Origin of the sequence: Sulfolobus tengchongensis (genome assembly GCF_036967215.1) — an archaeon.
Classification (GTDB): Archaea; Thermoproteota; Thermoprotei_A; order Sulfolobales; family Sulfolobaceae; genus Saccharolobus; species Saccharolobus tengchongensis_A.
On the sequence record NZ_CP146016.1, the window covers coordinates 340438 to 362660 of the forward strand.

The window sequence follows — 22223 nt, forward strand, 5'->3', positions numbered from 1 at the left end:
ACCTCATTATTTAGTTACGTAAAACTATAACTGTACCGGCCTGCATTAAATCTCCCCATGCTTGAGCTAAACCAGTATGAACTGGTCTTTTTACTTGCATCTTTCCCGCGGTTCCCTTTAATTGCCAATATATACTTATTACCTTCATTAGTCCAGCAGCAGCTATTGGATTACCTACACCTAAAAGTCCACCACTCGGACTGCTTGGCAAATCTCCATCAACATCAAATACTCCCTCCTTTAACAATTTTGGAGCCTCACCTCTTTTAGCCAACTGTAACGCCTCCAAATGATGTAACTCCTTATAGTCAAATGGGTCATAAGGTTCTACAACATCTATTTCCTTATTAGGCCTTTCAATTCCAGCCATCTTATATGCCATTCTTGCAGCGAATTCCACATATCTAGCATATGCTAAATCTCTAGCTGGCCATTCTGTATTATCTAATGTCCATCCCACACCATCGACCCATACTGGAGTATCAGTATACCTTCTAGCTACATCTTCGGAAGCTAATACTATTGCAGCCCCGCCATCACTAACTGGACTAACATCTAAGAGTTGAACCGGCCATACTAGAACTTCACTCTTCAATACATCTTCTACAGTTATGTTTGCACCCAATTGTGCATACGGATTATTTATTGCATTTCTTTTGTTCTTAACTGAAACTAGCGCAATTTCCTCTTTCTTTATACCATAAGTGGCCATATATCTGTGCATTTCCATTGCGAATATCCATATAAGATTAGGATTGAGAGGTTTTTCTAAAATTGGATCCCAAATGTATCTAAATACCGCTTGAGGATGTGGCCTTGCTGGGCTCATTTTTTCCTCAGCCACTGCAAGAACTTTTTGACAAAGTCCACTAGCAACATGGTACCAACCCGCAATCGCTGTCATAACCCCAGTAGCTCCACCCACATATACTCTACTAACTGGTTTTCTAATGCCTCCAGCACCATGGGATAGATACTCACCTTTTAGATTGACACCATCAAATGCATCTGGTGCACTTCCTATTACTACGCAATCAATATCCTTTAACTCTAACCCTGCTTCTTCTAATGCTTTACTTGCAGCTTCCCATGCGATTTCTTGAGACGTCTCTAAAAGTCTTCTTCTGAATAACGTTAAACCAGCACCTACTATTGCAACCCTTTTATTTAAGTGAATATTTACTTTCATGGCTTTTCCACCACCACAACTGATCCAGTGAAGGTTGGGATACCTCGCCATGAGGCGACTAAGGCGCGTTCACCTTTTCCTTGTTTTATATAATCTATTGCATCTAACATTAATGAAAATCCAGAAGCTTCTAAAGGAACACCTTTGGATAAATGCCCACCTAACGGATTTACTGGAATTTCTCCCTCAGCTGAAAAGTTACCCTCTCTTAAATCCTTTGATGGTTCCTCGGATATTCTTAATCCTTCTAGATGTTCTAGTTCCTTATAGCTGTATCTATCATCTACGAAGACCGCATCGAAATATCTTCTAGGTGATTCAATTCCAGCCATTTTATACGCCATCTCAGAGGCTATTTTTATGTAATTAGCTTTTCCTAATTCTGAAGTCTCTATGTTTGAAGAATCTGTTGCAAAACCTAACCCTTTCACTATTATGTAATCATCCTTCTTAATCCTTTTAGCAACTTCCTCCTCAGCTACTACGAGAACTACAGCACCATCTACAAACGGTGCTATGTCTAGTTCACTTAGGGGATATACTACATAATCTTTTCTTAAAACTTCTTCAGCGGATATATTACTAGCATAAGAAGCCCTCGGAGATAGGAGTCCTGCTTTCTTATTTTTCTCCACAACTAAGGCTAGATCTTCTCTCGTAATGTTTTTCCTTTGCATGAATTTCACTGCATCTAAGCCTGCAATGAAGTGAAAGTTAGGGGGGTCTATTGATCTAATATATATAGGATCCATTGCAAATTTTACTAAATCACTAAAGGTTAGAATATCACTTATCTTAGAATGTGCTTCAATAGAAACTACATCAGCAACTCCAGAATTTATATGCATGAAAGCATGAGCTAGTCCTTGGAGAGAATCTCCAGTAACTGTCATAGTTGGTCTCATTGCACCACCTATTTGATCGGGGGCGAATTCATCACTTATTGATATTCCTTCCCAAAAATCTTCTTGGCAAGATATGAAAGAGTCAACATCCTTTCTAGGATCTATATTGCCCGCATCCATATATGCTCTAGTAGCAGCCTCAAAAACCATTTCTCTAAATGAGACTTCTGGCGTTGTAGGTCTAAAACCAAACCATCCTATACCTATTATGGCCATTCTATTCAAAAAAGTCCCCAAAGTACCTTATTTTACGCAACTTATTAAAGCTTTCGAGCTTTTTCTCATAATATATTTATGGAAAATAAAGCTATTTTATACTCACATAAAATAATGAATTAGGCTAGAAAAGGTATTCCATACTGCTCAATATATTTGGCTATTATATGCCTCTGAACTTCATCCGTTCCTTCTCCTATTCTGAGTAACCTTACGTCACGATAGATCCTTTCAATATTACTGCCTTTAGCGTAACCCATTCCACCAAATATTTGTAAAGAAACGTCTACGATTTCATTTGCGACTATGGCAGACAATAGTTTTAACATGGCTACATAAGTACCTTTATCTTTTGCTTTTTCATCGAACATCTTACTGACCTCCTTAGCTAATGCCTTTACTGCATTAAGCTTAGCTATGGAATCTGCAAAGTACCATTTTATCCCCTGAAAATCATATATATAATTACCAAACGCTTGCCTAGATTTAGCCCACTTATATGCCTCCTCTAATGCAACTTCCGCGAGGCCTATTCCAATCCCAGTAATGGCTAACCTACCAACTTCTAATACTGAATTTACCATCTCCCATCCATTATTTACCTCACCTATTACATGCTCATTTTGTACCTTGCATTCATGAAAGATGACTTCTGCAGTTCCAGTTCCTCTATTACCCATAACCTCAATTTTTCTAGTTTCCACACATTCACCTTTAGGTATTATGAATACTGATAGATCTTTTCTTGACGAGCCGGTCTTTGCGACTGTGATAAACACATCTGCATAGAGACCTTGTGTTATCCACATTTTGTGACCTTTAACTACCCATAAACCATCCCTTCTTTCAGCAAACGTCTTCATCGAACCTATATCACTTCCACCTGTTGGTTCAGTAAGTGCGAAACTACCTATCATTTCACCTTTACTCATTGGTTCTAGAAAGTTTCTTCTTTGACTTACATCACCATATAATCTAAGCATCTCGCCGGCTAATTCTCCTTGAGCATCAACTATTAGAGCTAAAGAGCCACTAACCTTGGCTATTTCCTCTAAAATTATTAACATGTCATAATGAGATAATCCGCTATTTAGGGGAATTAGAAAGCCCAATTCTCCTAACTTTCTAACTAAATCTCTTGGGTAGTAATCGTCTTTATCAATCTTATTAACGACTTTTTCCACATCCCTACTTAAGAATTCTCTTAGAGATTGAATAAAAAGTTCTTTTTCACTCATAATTATCCTTATGAAGTACTACATTTTAAAATCTCTTATGAACTAAAAGTAAAGTATATATGCGACTTATCACAAAAAATAAATGAAAGCATGAGTTGGAAAATATACTCATTAGATGAAATTAGGTCAATGGCTAAGTTCGCTATCGAGAATCCGGAAGCTTTCTGGTTAGATAAGGCTAAATTCATAACATGGTTTAAGCAGCCAGAGAAGGTAATCGAAGGAGAGCCTCCTCAAGAGAGATGGTTCTCTGGAGGAACTACTAACATCTCATATAACGCTATTGATAGGCACTTAGCCCAAAAGAAAGATAAGATTGCATTCTATTGGATTAACGAGAGGTTAGATTTTAGATCAATATCATATCAAGATCTTTATCAAGAAGTAAATAAGGCTGCTTATGTTCTAAGTGAATTAGGTGTGAAAAAAGGTGATGTAGTTTCACTTTTAATGCCGAGTACTCCGGAAGCAGTCTATTTCTCATTAGCGGTTCATAGACTTGGTGCAGTTTTAGCTATACATTACATAGGCTTAAGTGAAGAGACGTTAGCGTATAGGTTCAACGATTGCGGTTCAAAAGTGCTAGTTGTTGCCTCTAAGACATTTAGAAATGGGAATGAAATAAGGGTTAAGGACTTTATCGATAAAGTATTAGAGTCACGTAACACTCCGATACAGAAAATTTTAGTAGTGCCAAGAGGATATTCTGATTTTAATGTTAATGGTCAGAGGGATGTGGTTTATGACGATCTAAAACCTAGAGGGAAAATTTACGTTAAACCCGTAGAAGTAGAGGCAAATGATCCAGCTACAATTTATTATACATCAGGGACAACTGGAAGACCAAAAGGGCTATATCACACTAATGGAGGATATGTGGTAGCGCTTAATTGGGCTTTTAAGGCAATATTTGATCCAAAGGAAAATGACGTATGGTGGACTATTTCAGAATTAGGTTGGCCAGTATGGCCAATGGCTAATTTATACACAATACCGGTAATGGGAATAACTGGAGTATTATTTGAGGGATATATAGGATATAAAAGGGATCTATTCTCTAGAATAATTGAAAGATATAGTGTAAATCTAGTTTGGAGCTCAACTACAACACTCTATACGTTAAAGAGTTTAGGTGAAGAGTCAGTGAAGGCAGGAGATACATCAACCTTAAGAGTCATTTTAAATACTGGCGAACCATTAAATGTGGGTGCGTGGCTTTGGCTAAATCAAAATCTCCCCCACGTTAAAATAGCTGATGCGTATTGGATGACAGAACACCTATTGCCTATAGCTGCAACACCCTACGGAATTGGTGAAATACCGTATAAGGCCGGATCCGCGGGTATTCAATTTCCAGGCTCTTATTTTCTAGTAGTTGATGATGAAGGCAAACAACTACCTCCTAAACAGAAAGGATATATAGTACTAAAACCGCTTAGTCCAGCTTTAGCAAAGATGTGGAATGATCCCAACTATGAGAGAATAAAGAAACAGTATTGGTCTAGATTTCCGGGTTATTTCTACACTGGTGATTATGGCTATGTTGATGAAGATGGATATTTATTTGTATTAGGTAGAGCGGACGATGTGATAAGAGCGGAGGGAGAGAGGATAGGCACCCTTGAAGTTGAAAGTGTTATCGTAACTCATCCTAATGTAGCTGAGGCAGCAGTAGTAGGTCAAGGAGGCAGTATAGTGGCATTCATAGTTCCTAGACAAGGCATTGAAGCTAATGATACATTAAGGAATGATATTAAGAGTTATTGTAGAAATGCTGGTTACATTGTGGATAAGATTGTATTTGTCAAAAGATTACCTAAGACTAAGAGTGGTAAGATTATGAGGAGACTTTTGAAAGCAATTTTAGCTAATGAAAATCCAGGTGATATATCAACTCTGGATGACATAAAGATCCTGGATGAACTCAAGGAGTCGTTAAAGGGATTAACTTAGACTATTTTGAATATAAAAATCTATTATTTTTCTTTGAGCATTTCTTAAATGGTAAAGGAAAGTTACTTTACTTATTCCTAATAGCTCAGCTAGTTCGTCAGCTGAAGCTCTTCTGGGATAATCTAGGTAGCCATATGTTTGCGCAAGCGTAAGTACTCTTTTTTCCCACTCAGTTAAATTAGGATAAAATATCGGATTAAAATTAGCTATCTCTGCATGAACTATCTTTCCTAAGCTTCCTAATTCTTTAAGAATTTCCCTGATATTTTTACTAGATGTTACGAAGGACCATTTTTCCTCTTTATCTTTAATAACATTACCTAAAATTAATACTTCTTTGTCATATAAAACTCCAGCTACTGATCCTTTGTACGTATTTAAGAAGTCTACGTACGTACCTCCTTTAAATCTATCGATTTTTATAACTTTAACTACACTTTTATGGGATCTCATCAAATTTGGCACAGCCTTATCCATACTATCGACAAGTATTCTACTCCTCAAATAGTTCTTATGAGGATATACTTCTAAGTTGATAGTGTAAGCAGTAAATGGCATATGTGAGGTCCAACAGTCTTCATGATTTACGACAATATCCACGCGTTTAAGCATGTTAATCATGTACTATTTAAACTCTGTAATTTAAAAAATTATAAGTATTATCAATATTTAAGAACTAGTACATTATATTGACTGTATGTTTATTAAACTAGTTTAATATTGATTATTTAAAGGTTTATTTAGTAAAGGGATAGCTGGAGATAAAATGGCAGAAAAAGCTACAGTTAAAGCGGGAGAAATAATTGCTAGAATGGATAGAATTCCAATATGGGGCCTATCATATATCTTTATAGGTATACTTGGTATAGGTTTCTTATTCACATTTTATGATATTTTCGATATCAACGTCTCATTTATACAAACTGCTTTAACACTATTCCATGTAACTAGTCCTTCTTCACCTCAAATTCCAGTACTACTTGGTCCAATAGTGCTCTTAAATCTCGTCGGATATATAATAGGTTCGCTGATATTATCTCCAGTATCTGATATAATAGGAAGAAGACGAATGCTAATGGTAACAATGATTATAACCGGTCTGGGGAGCCTATATAACGCATTGGCTAACGATTATGTAAATTTCCTTATTGCTAGGACAATAACGGGTATTGGAGTCGGTGCAGATTTAGCAATAGTTAACACTTATATTAATGAAGTCGCGCCAATGAATGGAAGAGCAAAATATACTAGTCTCGTATTCTTATTCTCAACTTTAGGAGCAACCTTAGGCATATGGTTAGGATTATTTTTAACTACACCTTCTTCACCATTTCCTCTAGGTTTACCATTTGCATTAGGGGGGAGTGGATTCTTTGCATTAAATGGTTGGAGGGTAATGTACGGAATCGGTGCGTTATTGGCACTAATAGGATTATTACTTAGGTTTAGTTTGCCTGAATCCCCTAGATGGCTAATCTCGAGGGGCAAAATTACAGAGGCAGAAATGATAGTAAATATGATGGAAACTAAGGCAGTCAAAAAGTTGGGGCAACTTCCCCCATTACCTAGCTTAATATCACCTTACATTGTTCAGAAACATTCCTATCTAACTGCTATGAAGACGATATTTGGGAATTCAAATTACGTAAAAAGGTTCATAATACTAGTGATAATGTGGCTATTTGGATACATGACTGTTTATACGTTAGCTGCTGGTTTAACTTCAGTGTTGGCGTCGTTAGGATTTCCTCCATCAGAGGCTGGAATGATAGCGGCAATAGGAGTTATAGGGTTTATATTGGTTCCAATAACTACATTTTTCACTGGAGATAGGCTAGAGAGAAAAACTTGGACAATTATATCCGTAATCTTCACAATTTTAGGAGGGTTATTAATAGCTTTAGCTGGTACTAATATCGCATTATCCTTTTTAGGTTCTATAATACTATTCTATGGATTCAATCTCTGGGTTCCTACATCATACACATGGACTGCAGAAAGTTTTCCTACGAGAGCTAGAAGTACTGGATTTGCATTATGTGATGGAGTGGGTCATATAGGTGGTGGTATAGGAATAATCGCAGTAGCCTCTTTTATAAGTTCGTTAATTTCATCTGGTGTAACTACATTCTTAGCAGTAGAGGTATTCTTAATAATTTCCTTATTCCAGGTTATCTCAACTATAATTGCAGTGATAGCAGGGCACAAAACTGCAAATAAAAGATTAGATGAAATATCTCCTTGAATATAAACTCAGTTTAATGATAAACTTAAATAATTTTTTTGAGTATATACTCTCATGAGCGAAACGATAAGGAGCATAATGAGGTTATTTCCGTTAGGCGTTGTTGTAATAACAACTAAATGGAGCGATAATTTAGTGGGAATGACAGTAAATACATTTAACTCCTTATCCTTAAATCCCCCACTGATATTGTTCGCAGCTGATAGAACTAAAGGAAATGATATACCTTTTAAGGAGAGTAATGGATTTGTTGTGAATTTTATTGATAACGAGAAAATACTTGATGCTTTTGCATTCAAGCCAGTTAAAGAAAGGTTTAATGGAGTGAAGTTCTTTGAGGGATTTGAAGGTTTACCAATATTAGCAGATAGTTATGCGTACATGGAGGCTAAGAAATACGTAACTTACGATATAGGCGATCATACTCTAATAGTTGGTGAAGTGGTTAATGGTAAATTTCTGAGGGATAATTTTGAGCCTTTAGTATATTATAATAGAAATTATTGGAAGTTACGCAGATAGTCTTTAATAAGTTTGATGATAAACTAATTTACTTTTTTAGGCATATATTGGTATAATGATTAGCATTTTACGCGTTTCTCACGTCTGCATAAGAGTAACAGATCTAGACAAAGCTAGATATTTTTACTCTGAACTATTAGGTTTAGTAGAAACCGAGAGATCTGGAGATTACATTTACTTAAGGGGAATAGAAGAAGGTCAGCATCATAGCTTAATTCTTAAAAAATCGAGTTCAGCAGGTTTATCTTATATAGGATATAGAGTATCAAAAGGAGAGGAAATAGATAAGGCAAGAGAAGAGCTAAGCAATTTAGGTCTTAAGGTGATTAGGTTTAAGGAAAAAGGTGTAGAAGATGGTTTGTTGTTTGAGACTCCGGGAGGTATTCCGGTATTTTTATACTATGATATGGAGTATGTTGGAGATTTGAGATTAGCATTTTATAAACATAGAGGGGTAAGTCCAGTCAGATTAGCTCATGTAAATTACGTTGTTAATAATTTAGAGGCAGAAGTGGAATTCTTAAAGAAATATATGGGTTACTACGAGACGGAAATGTACCTAGATAAGGATGGGAATAGAACTGTTGTATGGTTAACTAGAAGAGGAGATTCACATGAAGTAGCAATAGCTAAAGCAGATAAGAGATTCCCAGGATTTCATCATGAGACATACTATGTTCATGATCTTAGAGACGTGATAAGGGCTGCTGATATATTAGCTTCAGCTAGGTTGTGGGATAACATAGAAAGAGGTCCAGGTAGACATGGTGCTACTGAAGGATATTATATCTACTTAAGGGACTTCGATAAGAATAGGATAGAGTTCTTCACCAACGATTATGTGGTATTAGATCCAGATAAATGGAAACCGATAGTTTGGACTCATGACCAATTTAGATATAGAAGTGATTTCTGGGCTAGACCTATTCCTCAATCATGGCTAACTGAATGGGTTCCCGTGGAGGATATTTCCACGGGTCAATTAAAGGGGTGGTCTGATTGATAAGAAAAGGAACTGATTATATAAAAAGTATAAAACAAAATCAACCGTTAGTATATTATGAGGGAGAGATAGTAAAAGACGTTACTGAACATCCTGCATTTAAAATACCAGTTTCCACAGTGGCTAAATACTATGATTTACATTGGGAAGAGCAGTATAAAGAGTATTTAAGAGTATACAATCCAGATGTGGGAGAGGAGACTAGCATAAGTTTCCTAAGACCTAAGAATAAGAAGGATTTAGCGAGATTAAGGGATGGGCTAATAAAGATATATGACTTTTATAAGGGGTTTTTCGGTAGGAGTCCAGATTATCTAAATGTATGGACCATGGTGTTTTACGCTCATGCTGAAGACTATTTTGGGAAACACTTCGGCTCAAAGTTCATGGAAAATGCCATAGAGATATATAAGGAAGCCACTAAGCGAGACCTATTCTACACACATGCTATTGTAGCCCCTATGTATGATAGATCTAGGCCACCTTCTCAATGGGAAGACCCGTATATTCAAATAGGTATAGTTGAGGAAAAACCCGAAGGTGTAATAGTGAGAGGAGCCGCTATGATAAGTACGGCTGCTCCTTACGCGGAAATGCTATGGTATTTGCCAAATGTGAGAAGGGATACGGATCCTAGATATGCGTTGTACTTTTCAATTCCAACTAATGCTAAGGGTGTGAAGTTCTTAGCGAGAAGAGGATTTCAGCCTAGAGAAGGAGGGGAATTTGAGTACCCCATATCGTCAAGATTTGATGAGAGTGATGCGATTTTAATTTTAGATAACGTTTTAATTCCTTGGGATAGGATAATATTTTTCAAAAAACCAGATCTAATCGAAGATTTAATGTGGCATACAGTGAACCTCAGGGGCTGGTTTAATTGGCATTTTGTTATTCAACATTATAGCAGGCTTAAGTTCCTTGCAGGTTTAGCGATGGTAATTGCTGAAGCAGCGGGTACAAGTAACTTCATTAACGTACAAGAGAAAATTGGAGAAATACTAATATATGTTGCATTAAATGAAGCTGCACTTTACGCTTCTGTCGAAAGGGCTCAAGAATTACCCAACATTACTAGGCCAGATCCTTACATTTCGATAGCGGCTAGCCATTTCAATATGAAAGCAGTACCTAGGGCTAATGAGATACTGAGATCTATTTCAGGTGGGGCTTCGATACCAATACCAGCTGGTATCAAAGATTTTGAAAATCCCGATGAGAGACGGCTTCTGGATAAGTACATGGCGATGAAAGGATTAGATGCGTTAGAGAGAGTAAAATTGTTTAATCTGTTGTGGGATGTTATAGGATCTGAGGTGGGAATGAGATATGAACAGTACGATAGATTTAGTAGAGGAGATCCAACAATTAGATGGGCTCAAACTTATACTGAGGTATTTAGAGATAGGAAAAATGAATTCATTAAATTAGTTAAAGAAATAATGGATCAAATGCCTAATCCTAAGACCTAGTTGTATGATCATACAAAGTTAAACCTTTTATTTGAAGGATATGGAAAGTTACCGTAAGTTAACTTAGTTTTTTATTTTTTGCTTATAGAAGGAAGCTTAATGACGATTGGTCTATTCATATCTCATGGATCGCCTACGATACTTATTGAGAAGGAGAATAAATGGAAGGATCTTTTGAAAGACATAGGGAGGGAAATTAAGGAAAAATATAGGCCAGAGACCATAATCGTCTCTAGTCCTCATTTTGTATCGTGGACTGGAACTTATTATGTAGAAAGTGGGGATAAATTAGAATGCATCCAAGATTATTACGGTTTTCCAGAGGAAACCTATAAATATTGTTATGAAGCTTATAACGATGTTGAATTAGTTAAAGAAATAGTTAAGAACTCTAATGGAATTGTAAAAGAAGATAACAAATGGGGGCTTGATCACGGTGCATGGATTCCCCTTTTCTACATGTTTCCCGATTATAAACCAAAGGTAGTAACAATATCGATAACAGAAAATTCACCAGAATCCCATTACGCCGTTGGAGAGATAGTGAGAAAAGCGGTAGAAAAATTGGGAAGGAATGCGATATTCTTAGCAACAGGCTCACCAACTCATAGACTTGATTTATTTTACCTTAAAATACCTCCAAAACCTACAAAGTTAGATATAATATTGATAAATGCAATAAAATCTGGAAGATTTGATGATATAATGAGAATTAAAGATTTATATCCTAAAGAATATCAAGTGGCTATGCCAGAAGGAGATTTAAACACGTTGTATATGCTTTTAGGGTATGTGAAACCGAAAAGTGCTGAAGTTTTAGGACATGAAGTGCCATGGGCAGGAGTAAGTATGTTAGCCTCAATCTTTTATGGTTAAAAGTACAATAGGTACATCATGCGTTTTTGTCCCAAATGTGGATCCTTAATGAGAGTTAAAGGTAGTAAAATGGTTTGTCTTAAGTGTGGATATACAGATAGTGAAGTAGAAAGAGTAGTGTTAAAAGAGAGTATATCGCATCATAATGATAAGACAATAGTTGCAGATGGGGAAATAATAGAAGGTAGAGTTGCTGTTGCTCTTTGTCCTAGATGCGGCTCTACAAGGGCAATACTGCTTAATAAGAAAAAGAAATTGTATAAGTGCTTTACATGCAATTTAATATATACTATTGATTAAAAGTTTCTAATATCTATTCCAGTTACTTTCTCGTATTCTTCAAAACCATATTCTCTTATTACGTCCAGAACTAGTTCTTTCTTCTCCTTTATCTTTGGAAAAATATACTTTTCCTCATTTAGATTATGGTCTAATACTATTTTTATATATCTAGGAAGCCAATCTTTTCTTTTATCTCTTATTATCGAATTACCGTATTTTTCAATCAACATATGATCGTTGGAATAGGGTTTGGCGTCCGGAATGTCTTTAAATATGTAAAAATCTTCCGTTTTCGCATGAACGTTAACTATGAAATTATGTAATCTCTCTACTTCTTCCCAAAGAAGCTCATCGTTGAGTTTCTCTATAAAGTAAAATCTCACTCTAAATACACCATGCTCAAATTTTAGGAGTTCAATCATATCCATAAATCATTTTATTCTTGGGATAGTAAAAAACTTTTTATTTAACAATTAAGACTTTAACGTAATAATGAAAATACTATTAATTCTTCTACTGGTACTCACAAAAACCTTTTTGTTAGGTAATTATGTAATACACGTAAGTGTTAGTGAGAATTACCCTCTAGTTCAAAATATAGAAAATTCTACAGTTGGAATAAAAATATTTTTAAATGCTCAAAATTTTACAATAATGCCTCAGAATATCACCAAATTTCTGGGAATATATAATATGTCAAACTCTTCTTATGAAATACTAATACCGTATTATGTAGTTGGTAATCAAACATTTACAATAATTTATCAAGGTAACTATTACGCGAATATCACAATCTTCTTTACAGTTGTGCGTGAGAACTCTAATAATATTGGTATTAATTTGTCAAACGATTCAACATCCTCATCATCATCTACTTTATCCCTTCCTCTAAACAGTGAAAGTGTAATAGCGATAGTATCGATCATGGCTCTTACCTTGTACATCACATTACAAAGAAAAGCAAAAAATATTAAGAAAAACAAATAATAAAATAAATATTAACTAAGTAAAGGCTGTTTCTCCTTTACCTCTTCTTTCTTCTTGATATTATTCATTTGAAGTCCAACAATTAGTATACTTTTCTCAGGCAACTTAGCAGAGATGTAGCAAGATACTTCTAGTGGATCCTTAGCTCTAATCAAGCTTTCCTTAATTAACTTATTTGGTAAGTCGCGTGAGACTACTACAAAATACTTGACGTAACTTGGGAGAAATGTGGAAAAGAACTTCTCATAACTAGCAATAATCGTTGACTTTATGTAATATACCTTATCTACTTCTTCTAGTTTTACCAGCTTTAATAGATCATCATCAAGGTACTCCTCAAGTTCTTTAATACTTAATTGTCTCACAATATTTTCTATGCCATAAGTTATATATTAATTTTGCTTTACTCTGTCTCCTTAATATAACCGTAATTATAGATTGTTATTTGATATAGTTATACGTATTTTCTACCGTTATTTCTCTGGTCTATATGCTAATTTTATGGATCGAATTCAAATAAATGATTGCGACGTTAGCTATTATGAGAGAAAGGTAGATGAATCTCATTATTTAGTTATATCGCTAACTAAAAGTGTTTTTGAAAAAGATATATCGAAAAGTTTATTTGCCTCTAGAATTTACTTTAAACCATGAGTTCTTCTAAAGAGGCTATGAGGACATTACTTACCCTCACTCTTATGCTAACTTTGGTAAATTACGTAGAAACTATGGTCATTCCTGCGTTGCCTAAAATCGAGGATCAGTTCTCCACTACAGCTACAACGGTAGCATGGGTAACATCTGCATACTTAATAGTTGGTGCAGTAGCCTCACCGATTTTTGGAAAATTAGGCGATAGATATGGAAAGAAAAAAGTGTATTTAATTTCTATTGGTTTCTACTCGTTAGCAGTATTATTAGCGGGTTTCTCTCCAAACATTTATTTTTTGATACTTGCTAGAGGTATTCAAGGACTAGGCTATTCTACTTTTCCATTAGCAATAGCCATTATAACAGATCTGTTTCCTAAAGAGAGAGTAGCATGGGCTCAAGGCATCTTGAGTGCAACATTAGCTGCAGGTCCAGCTTTAGGCTTACTGATAGGGTCTTATATTGTCCAGGATTTGGGATGGCCTTATGCTTTTCATACTGCATTTATATTATCTATAATTCTAGTAATAGTTTCGGCTAAATATATAGTCGAAATTCCTGAAAAGACCAAAGAAAAGATAGATTATTTAGGAGCTACATTTCTAATGCTAACTGTAGTTCCTCTGTTGGTTTACTTGTCAGATGGACCAAATGTAGGATGGGCAACATTAAGTCAGATATCGTTACTCATTGTTTCAATTATATCATTTGGTATATTTATGTGGGTTGAAAGAAGGACGAATGAGCCTCTAATGAGACTCGATTTATTCAAAATTAGAAATTTAATGGTGGCAAATATAGCCGGTTTAATTTCTGGAGCAGGGATGTTTCTTATGTTTACTGGCCTAACTTACTATCTCCAGCTACCTCAACCTTATGGACTAGGTTTAACGATAATTCAGTCTGGTCTCTTAATGGCTCCCGTAGCATTAGTTATGATGATCGTTGGTCCAATAGTAGGAAGGTTAATTAATACTACTGGTCCTAAGCCACTCCTCATTATTGGTTCAATCATTAGCATGATTGGATATTTACTTCTAGATACTTTTAGATACAATGAATATGAAGTTTTATTAGGCGTTTTGGTTGCAGCTGCAGGACTAGTAAACTTAATGATACCACTTGTTAATATGGTAGCAGTATCTCTACCTGAGGAACAAAGAGGAATAGGAATAGGAATGAATACTTTAATAAGGACCATAGGAAGTTCCATAGGTCCAGTAATTTCAACAGTATTTATGGATACCTACACTACTTGGCTTATATATGACTTTAATAATCAAATTATACCTGTAGCCCAAGTTCCAGATTACTCAGCATTTCATAATATGTATATGACTGCGATAGCATTAATGTTTCTAAACCTAATAGTGTCCCTATTTACTAAAAACTATGTTATAGGTAATAGACAACGTGTATAAACTTTTAACTAAAAATATTATCTTTTATTTTTATTACACTTTCATTTATTGATTTTAGTCTATTTAAGGATTACGGTAAGAATTATGCAAATTGTACATATTTGTAGCATAAAGTGTTACACATATGTTTATTAGTGATGAAGCATATTCTAATATTAATGTCTATTATAGCTCGAGAGACTTTATCGAGATACCTCGAGGATACGTTAATTAGGTTAGTGAGTTATGAAAATGTGAAATTTGTTAGGCATGTAAGTCCTAATTTGATAACAGATACTAATAGATTCTTCAAAACATTTATACCTAATGCCAACTCCTATATTATTATTATTCCAGCTGATTTGAAGAACGATAAACTAAAGGAGGACTTAATTTCGATGTCAAGAAATAACTTTAACTTCACTGTGCTAACTTCCGTTAAATTAAAGGATAAAATTCTGATAATAGGATATGAATAGCAAGTTTTAGTGATTGTTTGGGATTTAAACAGCTTACTCTTCATTAAAGATCAGTTAAATAATTAGTTACTCGTCATCTTATATGTTATCTAAAAGCTAATCTTAACTATACAATATAGGTGAAGATGCCAAATTCCCATATAGTAGTTATGAAAGAAGTAAAGATGTGCAAGTTTCTGCGAGTGAAGTTATTACATAACGGGATGGAAAAAATGAACTAAGTAATCCGTGATTTCCATGAAATGTAAGGGTTTAAATACGAAGTATATGAAATTCAAACTTTACAGAGAGGGCAAAATATGTAATTTTTGCATTCTAATGAGAACATTTTTACATAACTTCCATCTAGTGCGTGTATCATTTGAAAACTAGACGATAATTCTATGAATAGTCCTAATAGAGAGAATAGCCTTAATTTTCAGAAAATCCACAAACTAACTTCCATCTAACCATTTTGAAAAAGAAAAATGAAAGGGGTTATAGTAATCCTCTAGCTTTCATAGCCCTTACTACCCTATCTACAGCTAGTGCCATAGCAGCTGTTCTTAAATCTTTATCTTCTAGCTTTTTCTGATGGTAGTCATATAGTGTATTAAATGCATTTGTCATTCTATCAATTATAAGTTTCTTCGCCTCTTCATCACTTATTATTTGCCCCATTTTGTTATTAGCCCACTCAACATAACTACCTACTACTCCACCCGCGTTAGCCAGAATATCTGGAACTACTACTATACCTCTTTGGCTCATTATTTCATCTGCGTCTGCGGTTAATGGACCATTAGCACCTTCTACTATAATTTTTGCTTTGACCTTGGGTGCGTTAAACTTGTTAATTACATTCTCAAGCGCTGCTGGTACTAATATGTCACAATCTGAAATTAGCAATTCCTCGTTGGTAACTTTCTTTCCCTCAGGATAGTTAATCACACTTCCAGTCTTTTCTTTTACTTCAATAGCCTTTGTTACGTCTATTCCATTTTCATTAATAATTCCACCTTTCGAATCGCTTATACCTACTATCTTTGCTCCCATTTCACTAAGGAACTTAGCTGCATAATAACCTACATTGCCAAAGCCTTGAATTATAACCCTACTTCCCTCAAGGCCTCCTATAAATTTCTTAGCTGCCTCGTTTGCGATTGTAGCTACTCCTAATCCTGTACTGTATAATCTAACTCCTATTCCACCTAATTCTATGGGTTTACCGGTAAATACTGCAAAGTCCACTTTCCCAGTTATTTTTATATATTCATCTAAGTACCACGCCATTATTTGTGAGTCAGTATTAACGTCTGGTGCAGGAACGTCCAATTCGCTACCTATATATTTGTATAATGCTTGAACATATTTTCTCGATAACTGTTCAATCTCTTCTCTGGTTAACTTCTTTGGATCTACCCTAATTCCACCCTTCCCACCGCCATAAGGTAATAATAACAGTGAGTTTTTCCAAGTCATTATCATTGATAGCGCAACTACTTCATCCTTTGTTACATTAGGATGATATCTTATTCCACCTTTATAGGGACCTAAAGCTGAATTATGTTGGCTTCTCCAACCAACAAATGTCTTTAATTTCCCATCAGAGCCCCTAATTTGTATTTTAACTTCAATTACCCTTTCGGGTTGAGAAAGTGTTTCTAATGTTTCATTGTCTAGCCCTAATAATTCTCCGACTTTATATAACTTTTTGACTTGTTGAGTATATAGACTCGAACTAAGAACTTCTTCCATCGATATAAAATCGTCTTGCAAGAATAAAAATTTATTCCAGTATAGCTTTAAAAATCTTTTGACACACAATTTTCTTTAGGTGAAAAAGTCAAAATGATATAAAAAGAGGATTTATTAAATGATATGCTACTAAAATGTAATAAACCGTTTTTATTTTTAATTGGTCTATAGAAAATAGTTAAAAGAAATAAGCCTATTTAATTGAATGAATGGCAAGTTGCTATATTTTACTATTTTTTATCGACGTAAAACAACGTATAAATTTTGAGCTAAAAAGTTTTCATTAGGATTTATAATAAAATTATTTCAATTTAATCCTATTTGATGCACTATATTTACTTTGTGCGAAATTACAAAAATGCGGGCAGAAAGCTTCACCTTTTTAAAGCGGAGATGAATGCCCGCGAAAAGTTAAAATAAAAACAAAAACAGAAAAACACCCATGCTACAAGCTCCAGAGCGAACTGTCCGCGAGGACAGCTCCATCGAGGAGAAGATCGTGACAATCAAAATGAAGATCTACTCCTCGGCTCTGGAGCCCTTAGCCGAGAAATATATGCGTGCCAAGAGGTTCGTTCTACAATGGTTATATGAATACAAAACCACTTCTCTAAAAGAAGTCCACAAAGCATTATATGAAGTCCTCAGGGAGAAATTTGGTTTGAAATCAAAACTTGCTCAAGATTGCTATCGTGATGCTGTTGCCGTGTATAAAAGTTGGCTAAAGAATCCCAAAAAAGGGAGATTTCCAATCTTAAGAAACGTTTCCTTATGGTTAACGCCAAAAGCTAGTTATACTGTTGATTTCAACACGATGACAGCTAAGATATTGGGAGAGGAAGTGAAAATCATTGGATATCCTCACAATCTTTCACAGTACAAGGACTTCAAAGTGAGAGAAGCAAGACTAGTCAAGAGAGGAGATGATTGGTATCTCAACATCACTATGAAAAAGAAAGTACAAGTAGAGAAGCAAGTTAAAGGGCTTATAGCTGTTGATATAAACATGGACTTCATCACGTTAGGTAATGATAAACAAGTTATAGAAATTCCGACACGTCTAGATGATTCAGTGCATTATAAGAAACTTGCTGAGAATCTGCAGAGAAAATACCCCAAGAGGTGGAGGGAGAATAAGAGAATTCTCGGTAGGATTAGGAGTTTTCATATAAAGGCGAGGAATATTGTGCAGGACTTTGCTAAGAAAGTGGGGAAGTGGGTAGTTGATGAAGCAAAAAGAATTGGCGCTAACTATATAGTCCTAGAGGATCTGAATAAGATGATTTCTCACGTGAAGGGGTTGAAGAAGAATTATAGGGAGAAACTATATTTGATGCAATATAGACGTGTTCAACAATGGGTTGAGTGGGAAGCAAAGAAGCATGGATTAAATGTAATATACGTTAAACCAGCGTATAGTTCAACTACTTGTCCCAAGTGTGGAGAGAAAATGGTTGAAAGTGATTATCGCACACTTAAGTGTGGGAAATGTGGTTTTGAGGATCATCGTGATTATATAGCAGTGTATAATCTTTGTGCGAGGGGGTCTCTGACCCTCTTAAGTGCCCCTCAAATGAGAGATGTAGTCACGAATCGATGAGGGGAACCCTCGCCATTTTGATGGCGAGGAGGAAGTCAGACTAGAGTCCATATAGGGCGTTGTAAAAAGCTCTGAAATACTCTACTAGAGATCATTAATATTCCAAAAGTCATAATTAATGCCATTATACGTTTCTCTTTCTTGAGTATTTTGAATATTCAAGATAGAACTATTACACTTCATTTATCAAGAAAATGATAGAACCTTTCTGTAATAATCGTTCTCAGAAAATGAGGGTCGAGACGACCTTATTCATCGGGTTTGTATAACTCAAACCCAACTAATATGTTTTATATGAGGGTCGAGAGTTGAATACAAAGTATATGAGATTCGATGAGACCCAAACCCCATTTTGCCAATATTTCTGTAGGGCTGAAATGCAGAAGAGTAATTCTCCTTCGATTAAGATTAACCTTATATATTTCATGTTAATAAAAAAGGGAGATGTCTAATCAGCAGGCAACTTATGTTACCATAGACTTAACGGATTATAATCAAGGTAAAGTCGTTATACCAGATACGTACTATAATCCTAATATAGAGCCTCTTCCTAAGCGTGTAAAGACGTGGACATGGATAAACTTTTTCACAATATGGGCTGGAATGGTTCATAACATCCCAGCATTTCAACTTGCAGGCTTGTTAACATTTGAATTCGGTGCTCCCCTTACACTTTTCATAATCGGATTTGCTTTTTCCACATTATTGATAGCTCTATACCTTAATGGGCACATGGGAGCTAAATGGGGGATACCATATCCTTCATCAGTTAGACCAATGTTTGGTATAAAGGGAGCTAGAGTTCCCACAATTATTAGAGCGTTTTCAGCATTATTCTGGTTTGCAGTTGAAACATATGTTGGAGGAACAATAGTAGACGCAGTAATCTCAATATTTTATCCAGCGTGGCAATCATTATCATCGAATGTTATAGGCATGTCCCTACACTTGGCTATTTCAGTGTTTATATTTTGGGCATTAAATGTAATGGTCTTATTTAGAGGAATGAATGAAGTAAAGGATTTCGAATTAATTGCAGGTCCCTTGGTCTTAATAATTCTCGGTGGTCTATTGCTGTATTCCTTTCATCTAACTAATGGTATCGGGCCGTTATTCTCAATAAAAGGCTATGAGAAAGCTACGCTGTCTAACGTAATTTTAGCGATATCTGCTATGGCTGGATTTTGGGCAACTTTAGTTTTAAACATTTCCGACTTTACTAGGTTTTCTAGAACACAAAAAGATCAATTGATAGGACAAACAATTGGTTTACCAATAATGTCGATGCTATTCACTTTCATTTCAGTGGGCATCACATCTACGACGATTTATCTATATCACATTCCTAGCAGTGAGGCAATCAACTACGTTAACCCCGTTAATATTATGTATTTATTTACTGATAACCCTTATCTAGCTCTATTAGTTGGAATTAGCCTAATTATAGCTACTGTTTCCGTTAATGTTGCGGCAAATATAGTATCTCCAGTCTATGACTTGATTAGTTTATTTCCCAAAAGATTAGATAGTTGGGCTAAATCTGCTATTGTTTCTGCAATTCTCAGCTTCTTGTACGTTCCCTGGTTATGGTATAATAATGCTGGCAGTATAGAAAATGCTTTAGGAATTATAGGTTCTGGGCTAGGTTCTGTTGCGGGAATCATGATAGCCGATTATTGGATATTGAATAAAACTGAAATTAGCCTGATAGATTTGTTCAAACCAGATGGAAAGTATTGGTATACCAATGGTTATAGTGTTGATGCATTATTAGCTATGACCGTTGGATTCGCAATACCCATAATGGGATTTCTAATATCTCAGCTGTCATTCTTATATGATTACGGTTGGTATTTAGCCCTATTCTCCAGTTTAACAATATATGTATTATTGAGAATAAATAGAGAGAGTGTTAAATATTCAAAAAAACAAAATTAACTTTTTCTGAGTAAGTATCGTTGTATTTTTCCACTCTCAGTTTTAGGTAACTTATCTACGAAATCAACTTTTTCTAAATGCACATGTTTAGAGTACTTAGTGTTAACGAATTTAATAATATCTTCTTTTAATTTTTCATCTGGAGAGTATCCAGGTTTAAGTACAATATATGCGTGCAGTACATGTCCTCTTATTGGATCTTCATCTGCAACAACAGCAGATTCTAAAACTGCAGGGTACTCTAAAAGCACACTTTCCACCTCGAATGGACCTACTCGATAACCTGATATCTTCACTACATCATCCTTTCTTCCGACAAACCAGAAATATCCCTCTTCATCCTTAGTTGCAGTATCACCGGTTAAGTACCACTCACCTTTAAATGACTGATTTGTCTTTTCTTGGTTATTCAAATACCCTAAAAAATGAAAACCGGGGGAAGTTCTCTTGATTGCGATTATCTCATCCACTATATCCACATCATACCCTGGCGCAGGTAATCCCATACTTCCTATTTTAACATTTGCCTCATATCCCCATCCATTGTAAACTACCATTCCCACCTCAGTTTGACCATAATGATCCTTTATAAGGATATTGTAATTATCCTTAAACCATTTTATAACTTCAGGATTCAAAGGTTCTCCTGCAGAGCTAGCTCTTTCCAAAGCTAAATCGTATTTTCTTCTCACCGTTCCCGCGATCATCCTATATGCAGTAGGTGCAAAAGCGAAATTTGTAACTTTATGCTCTTCTAAGAATTCCATTGTTCTTTCTGGATTAAAAGGCTCGTCCAAAAATATCACCGTTTTTCCAAACATTAACGGACCCAATATACCATAGTATAATCCATATGCCCATCCAGGGTCTGCTCCGTTCCAAAAGACATCATGACCTCTAATGCCTATTCCATATTTCATGTAGACGTAAGTGTTTAGGAGCAGTCTCTTTGAAATTAACGCACCTTTTGGATTTCCAGTAGTACCAGAAGTATAAAGGAGAATAATTGGATCATCCCAGCTTAGCTGAGTTACGTCTTTGAGTTCTCCGTATTCCAATAATTCTTCAAGTTTAGAAAATGGTATGGCGTCGTTTACTTTATCTTTTTGGTCATCTTGACAGAAAAATACTTTAGGTTTTACATCTTTAGTTCTCATTTCAATCGCCTTAGGACCGAACGCAGTAAAAAGTGGTTGGTATATTGCTCCTAATGATAAACTGGCTAAAAATACTATTACCTGCTCAATTTTCTTTGAAGCTAATACCGAAATTATATCTCCCTTTTTTACTCTCTTAAACTCCTTCAAGTATAAAGCTAACTTTAGTGCTTTTCTTTTTAGATCTGAGAACGTTATTTCTTCTCTATTATTCTTCGAAAATCTTCTAACTGCTATACCATCATGAGAAGCTAATATATCTACAATGTTCTTATTATCAAATGATTCTATTATTTCTTTCCATGAGAAGTTTTCCCTTAGATGATGATAACTCACCATAAACTAAAAAACGCATTATGAAATATTAAGCTTT

The 22223-nt window shown here is 35.3% G+C and carries 20 protein-coding genes; 12 read left to right on the forward strand and 8 right to left on the reverse strand.

Annotated features, from left to right (window positions below):
• Positions 1-10: 10 nt before the first annotated feature.
• The 3 genes from V6M85_RS01800 to V6M85_RS01810 form a co-directional block, all read right to left on the reverse strand.
• Entirely contained in the window at positions 11-1189 is a 1179-nt protein-coding gene (locus V6M85_RS01800) for a thiolase domain-containing protein (RefSeq protein WP_338602237.1), read from the reverse strand.
• Positions 1186-2331, reverse strand: a complete 1146-nt coding sequence (locus V6M85_RS01805; protein ID WP_338602240.1) for a thiolase domain-containing protein — start codon at positions 2329-2331, stop codon at positions 1186-1188. The genes V6M85_RS01800 and V6M85_RS01805 overlap by 4 nt, the downstream gene beginning before the upstream one ends.
• Before the next feature lie 98 nt (positions 2332-2429).
• On the reverse strand, positions 2430-3548 hold the full coding sequence (locus V6M85_RS01810; RefSeq protein ID WP_338602242.1) for an acyl-CoA dehydrogenase family protein: 1119 nt from the start codon (positions 3546-3548) through the stop codon (positions 2430-2432).
• A 90-nt stretch (positions 3549-3638) separates the two neighbouring features.
• On the opposite strand from V6M85_RS01810, the gene V6M85_RS01815 reads away from it, so the two are divergent.
• Positions 3639-5501: an AMP-binding protein gene (locus V6M85_RS01815; RefSeq protein WP_338602244.1), complete on the forward strand. Its 1863-nt coding sequence runs from the start codon at positions 3639-3641 to the stop codon at positions 5499-5501.
• On the opposite strand, the gene V6M85_RS01820 is transcribed toward V6M85_RS01815, so the two are convergent.
• Positions 5493-6122 (reverse strand): helix-turn-helix domain-containing protein, encoded by a 630-nt coding sequence (locus tag V6M85_RS01820; protein ID WP_338602247.1) that lies wholly within the window; start codon positions 6120-6122, stop codon positions 5493-5495. The two genes, V6M85_RS01815 and V6M85_RS01820, sit on opposite strands and share 9 nt — an antisense overlap.
• A 145-nt stretch (positions 6123-6267) precedes the next feature.
• Here V6M85_RS01820 and V6M85_RS01825 point away from each other — a divergent pair, with 145 nt between their 5' ends.
• The 6 genes from V6M85_RS01825 (at position 6268) to tfs4 (ending at position 11919) form a co-directional block, all read left to right on the forward strand.
• On the forward strand, positions 6268-7746 hold the full coding sequence (locus V6M85_RS01825; protein ID WP_338602250.1) for an MFS transporter: 1479 nt from the start codon (positions 6268-6270) through the stop codon (positions 7744-7746).
• Between the two features lie 54 nt (positions 7747-7800).
• Positions 7801-8268 (forward strand): flavin reductase family protein, encoded by a 468-nt coding sequence (locus V6M85_RS01830; protein ID WP_338602252.1) that lies wholly within the window; start codon positions 7801-7803, stop codon positions 8266-8268.
• Positions 8269-8323: 55 nt separating this feature from the next.
• Positions 8324-9271 (forward strand): 3,4-dihydroxyphenylacetate 2,3-dioxygenase, encoded by a 948-nt coding sequence (hpaD, locus tag V6M85_RS01835; protein ID WP_338602256.1) that lies wholly within the window; start codon positions 8324-8326, stop codon positions 9269-9271.
• Complete coding sequence (locus tag V6M85_RS01840) at positions 9268-10743, forward strand: 4-hydroxyphenylacetate 3-hydroxylase family protein (RefSeq protein ID WP_338602259.1); 1476 nt, start codon at positions 9268-9270, stop codon at positions 10741-10743. The genes hpaD and V6M85_RS01840 overlap by 4 nt, the downstream gene beginning before the upstream one ends.
• Before the next feature lie 99 nt (positions 10744-10842).
• A complete protein-coding gene (locus tag V6M85_RS01845; RefSeq protein ID WP_338602261.1) occupies positions 10843-11619 on the forward strand; it encodes a dioxygenase in 777 nt (258 codons plus the stop codon).
• A gap of 18 nt (positions 11620-11637) precedes the next feature.
• On the forward strand, positions 11638-11919 hold the full coding sequence (tfs4, locus tag V6M85_RS01850; RefSeq protein WP_338602264.1) for a transcription factor S4: 282 nt from the start codon (positions 11638-11640) through the stop codon (positions 11917-11919).
• On the opposite strand, the gene V6M85_RS01855 is transcribed toward tfs4, so the two are convergent.
• Positions 11916-12329: a hemerythrin gene (locus V6M85_RS01855; protein ID WP_338602266.1), complete on the reverse strand. Its 414-nt coding sequence runs from the start codon at positions 12327-12329 to the stop codon at positions 11916-11918. The two genes, tfs4 and V6M85_RS01855, sit on opposite strands and share 4 nt — an antisense overlap.
• A 64-nt stretch (positions 12330-12393) precedes the next feature.
• Here V6M85_RS01855 and V6M85_RS01860 point away from each other — a divergent pair, with 64 nt between their 5' ends.
• On the forward strand, positions 12394-12888 hold the full coding sequence (locus tag V6M85_RS01860) for a hypothetical protein (RefSeq protein WP_338602269.1): 495 nt from the start codon (positions 12394-12396) through the stop codon (positions 12886-12888).
• A gap of 11 nt (positions 12889-12899) precedes the next feature.
• Here the strand turns inward: V6M85_RS01860 and V6M85_RS01865 are convergent, their stop codons facing one another.
• Positions 12900-13256 (reverse strand): DUF4898 domain-containing protein, encoded by a 357-nt coding sequence (locus tag V6M85_RS01865; RefSeq protein WP_338604537.1) that lies wholly within the window; start codon positions 13254-13256, stop codon positions 12900-12902.
• A 282-nt stretch (positions 13257-13538) separates the two neighbouring features.
• Between V6M85_RS01865 and V6M85_RS01870 the strand changes: the two genes are divergently transcribed.
• Together V6M85_RS01870 and V6M85_RS01875 are read left to right on the forward strand one after the other, a co-directional pair.
• Positions 13539-14960, forward strand: coding sequence for an MFS transporter (locus tag V6M85_RS01870; protein ID WP_338602272.1), 1422 nt, complete (start codon positions 13539-13541; stop codon positions 14958-14960).
• A 158-nt stretch (positions 14961-15118) separates the two neighbouring features.
• Positions 15119-15418 carry a DUF4898 domain-containing protein gene (locus tag V6M85_RS01875; RefSeq protein WP_338602275.1) on the forward strand — a complete coding sequence of 100 codons (300 nt, stop codon included), beginning with the start codon at positions 15119-15121 and terminating at the stop codon, positions 15416-15418.
• A gap of 477 nt (positions 15419-15895) precedes the next feature.
• On the opposite strand, the gene V6M85_RS01880 is transcribed toward V6M85_RS01875, so the two are convergent.
• The gene (locus V6M85_RS01880; protein WP_338602278.1) at positions 15896-17155 is read right to left on the reverse strand and encodes a Glu/Leu/Phe/Val dehydrogenase; all 1260 of its coding nucleotides are present in this window, start codon (positions 17153-17155) and stop codon (positions 15896-15898) included.
• 442 nt (positions 17156-17597) lie between these two features.
• Here V6M85_RS01880 and V6M85_RS01885 point away from each other — a divergent pair, with 442 nt between their 5' ends.
• Complete coding sequence (locus tag V6M85_RS01885) at positions 17598-18755, forward strand: RNA-guided endonuclease TnpB family protein (protein WP_338602280.1); 1158 nt, start codon at positions 17598-17600, stop codon at positions 18753-18755.
• Between the two features lie 444 nt (positions 18756-19199).
• Entirely contained in the window at positions 19200-20693 is a 1494-nt protein-coding gene (locus V6M85_RS01890; protein ID WP_338602283.1) for a cytosine permease, read from the forward strand.
• Here the strand turns inward: V6M85_RS01890 and V6M85_RS01895 are convergent.
• On the reverse strand, positions 20690-22189 hold the full coding sequence (locus V6M85_RS01895) for an acyl-CoA synthetase (protein ID WP_338602286.1): 1500 nt from the start codon (positions 22187-22189) through the stop codon (positions 20690-20692). The genes V6M85_RS01890 and V6M85_RS01895 overlap by 4 nt on opposite strands.
• Positions 22190-22223 lie beyond the last annotated feature (34 nt).

Bases quoted from the DNA above. Each gene is read 5' to 3' on its own strand.
- V6M85_RS01860 (WP_338602269.1), top strand. From the start codon at position 12,394: ATGAAAATACTATTAATTCTTCTACTGGTACTCACAAAAACCTTTTTG.
- V6M85_RS01820 (WP_338602247.1), bottom strand. From the start codon at position 6,122: ATGATTAACATGCTTAAACGCGTGGATATTGTCGTAAATCATGAAGAC.
- V6M85_RS01810 (WP_338602242.1), bottom strand. From the start codon at position 3,548: ATGAGTGAAAAAGAACTTTTTATTCAATCTCTAAGAGAATTCTTAAGT.
- V6M85_RS01800 (WP_338602237.1), bottom strand. From the start codon at position 1,189: ATGAAAGTAAATATTCACTTAAATAAAAGGGTTGCAATAGTAGGTGCT.
- V6M85_RS01880 (WP_338602278.1), bottom strand. From the start codon at position 17,155: ATGGAAGAAGTTCTTAGTTCGAGTCTATATACTCAACAAGTCAAAAAG.
- tfs4 (WP_338602264.1), top strand. From the start codon at position 11,638: ATGCGTTTTTGTCCCAAATGTGGATCCTTAATGAGAGTTAAAGGTAGT.
- V6M85_RS01870 (WP_338602272.1), top strand. From the start codon at position 13,539: ATGAGTTCTTCTAAAGAGGCTATGAGGACATTACTTACCCTCACTCTT.
- V6M85_RS01890 (WP_338602283.1), top strand. From the start codon at position 19,200: ATGTCTAATCAGCAGGCAACTTATGTTACCATAGACTTAACGGATTAT.
- V6M85_RS01885 (WP_338602280.1), top strand. From the start codon at position 17,598: ATGCTACAAGCTCCAGAGCGAACTGTCCGCGAGGACAGCTCCATCGAG.
- V6M85_RS01855 (WP_338602266.1), bottom strand. From the start codon at position 12,329: ATGGATATGATTGAACTCCTAAAATTTGAGCATGGTGTATTTAGAGTG.
- V6M85_RS01830 (WP_338602252.1), top strand. From the start codon at position 7,801: ATGAGCGAAACGATAAGGAGCATAATGAGGTTATTTCCGTTAGGCGTT.
- hpaD (WP_338602256.1), top strand. From the start codon at position 8,324: ATGATTAGCATTTTACGCGTTTCTCACGTCTGCATAAGAGTAACAGAT.
- V6M85_RS01845 (WP_338602261.1), top strand. From the start codon at position 10,843: ATGACGATTGGTCTATTCATATCTCATGGATCGCCTACGATACTTATT.
- V6M85_RS01825 (WP_338602250.1), top strand. From the start codon at position 6,268: ATGGCAGAAAAAGCTACAGTTAAAGCGGGAGAAATAATTGCTAGAATG.
- V6M85_RS01895 (WP_338602286.1), bottom strand. From the start codon at position 22,189: ATGGTGAGTTATCATCATCTAAGGGAAAACTTCTCATGGAAAGAAATA.
- V6M85_RS01815 (WP_338602244.1), top strand. From the start codon at position 3,639: ATGAGTTGGAAAATATACTCATTAGATGAAATTAGGTCAATGGCTAAG.
- V6M85_RS01875 (WP_338602275.1), top strand. From the start codon at position 15,119: ATGTCTATTATAGCTCGAGAGACTTTATCGAGATACCTCGAGGATACG.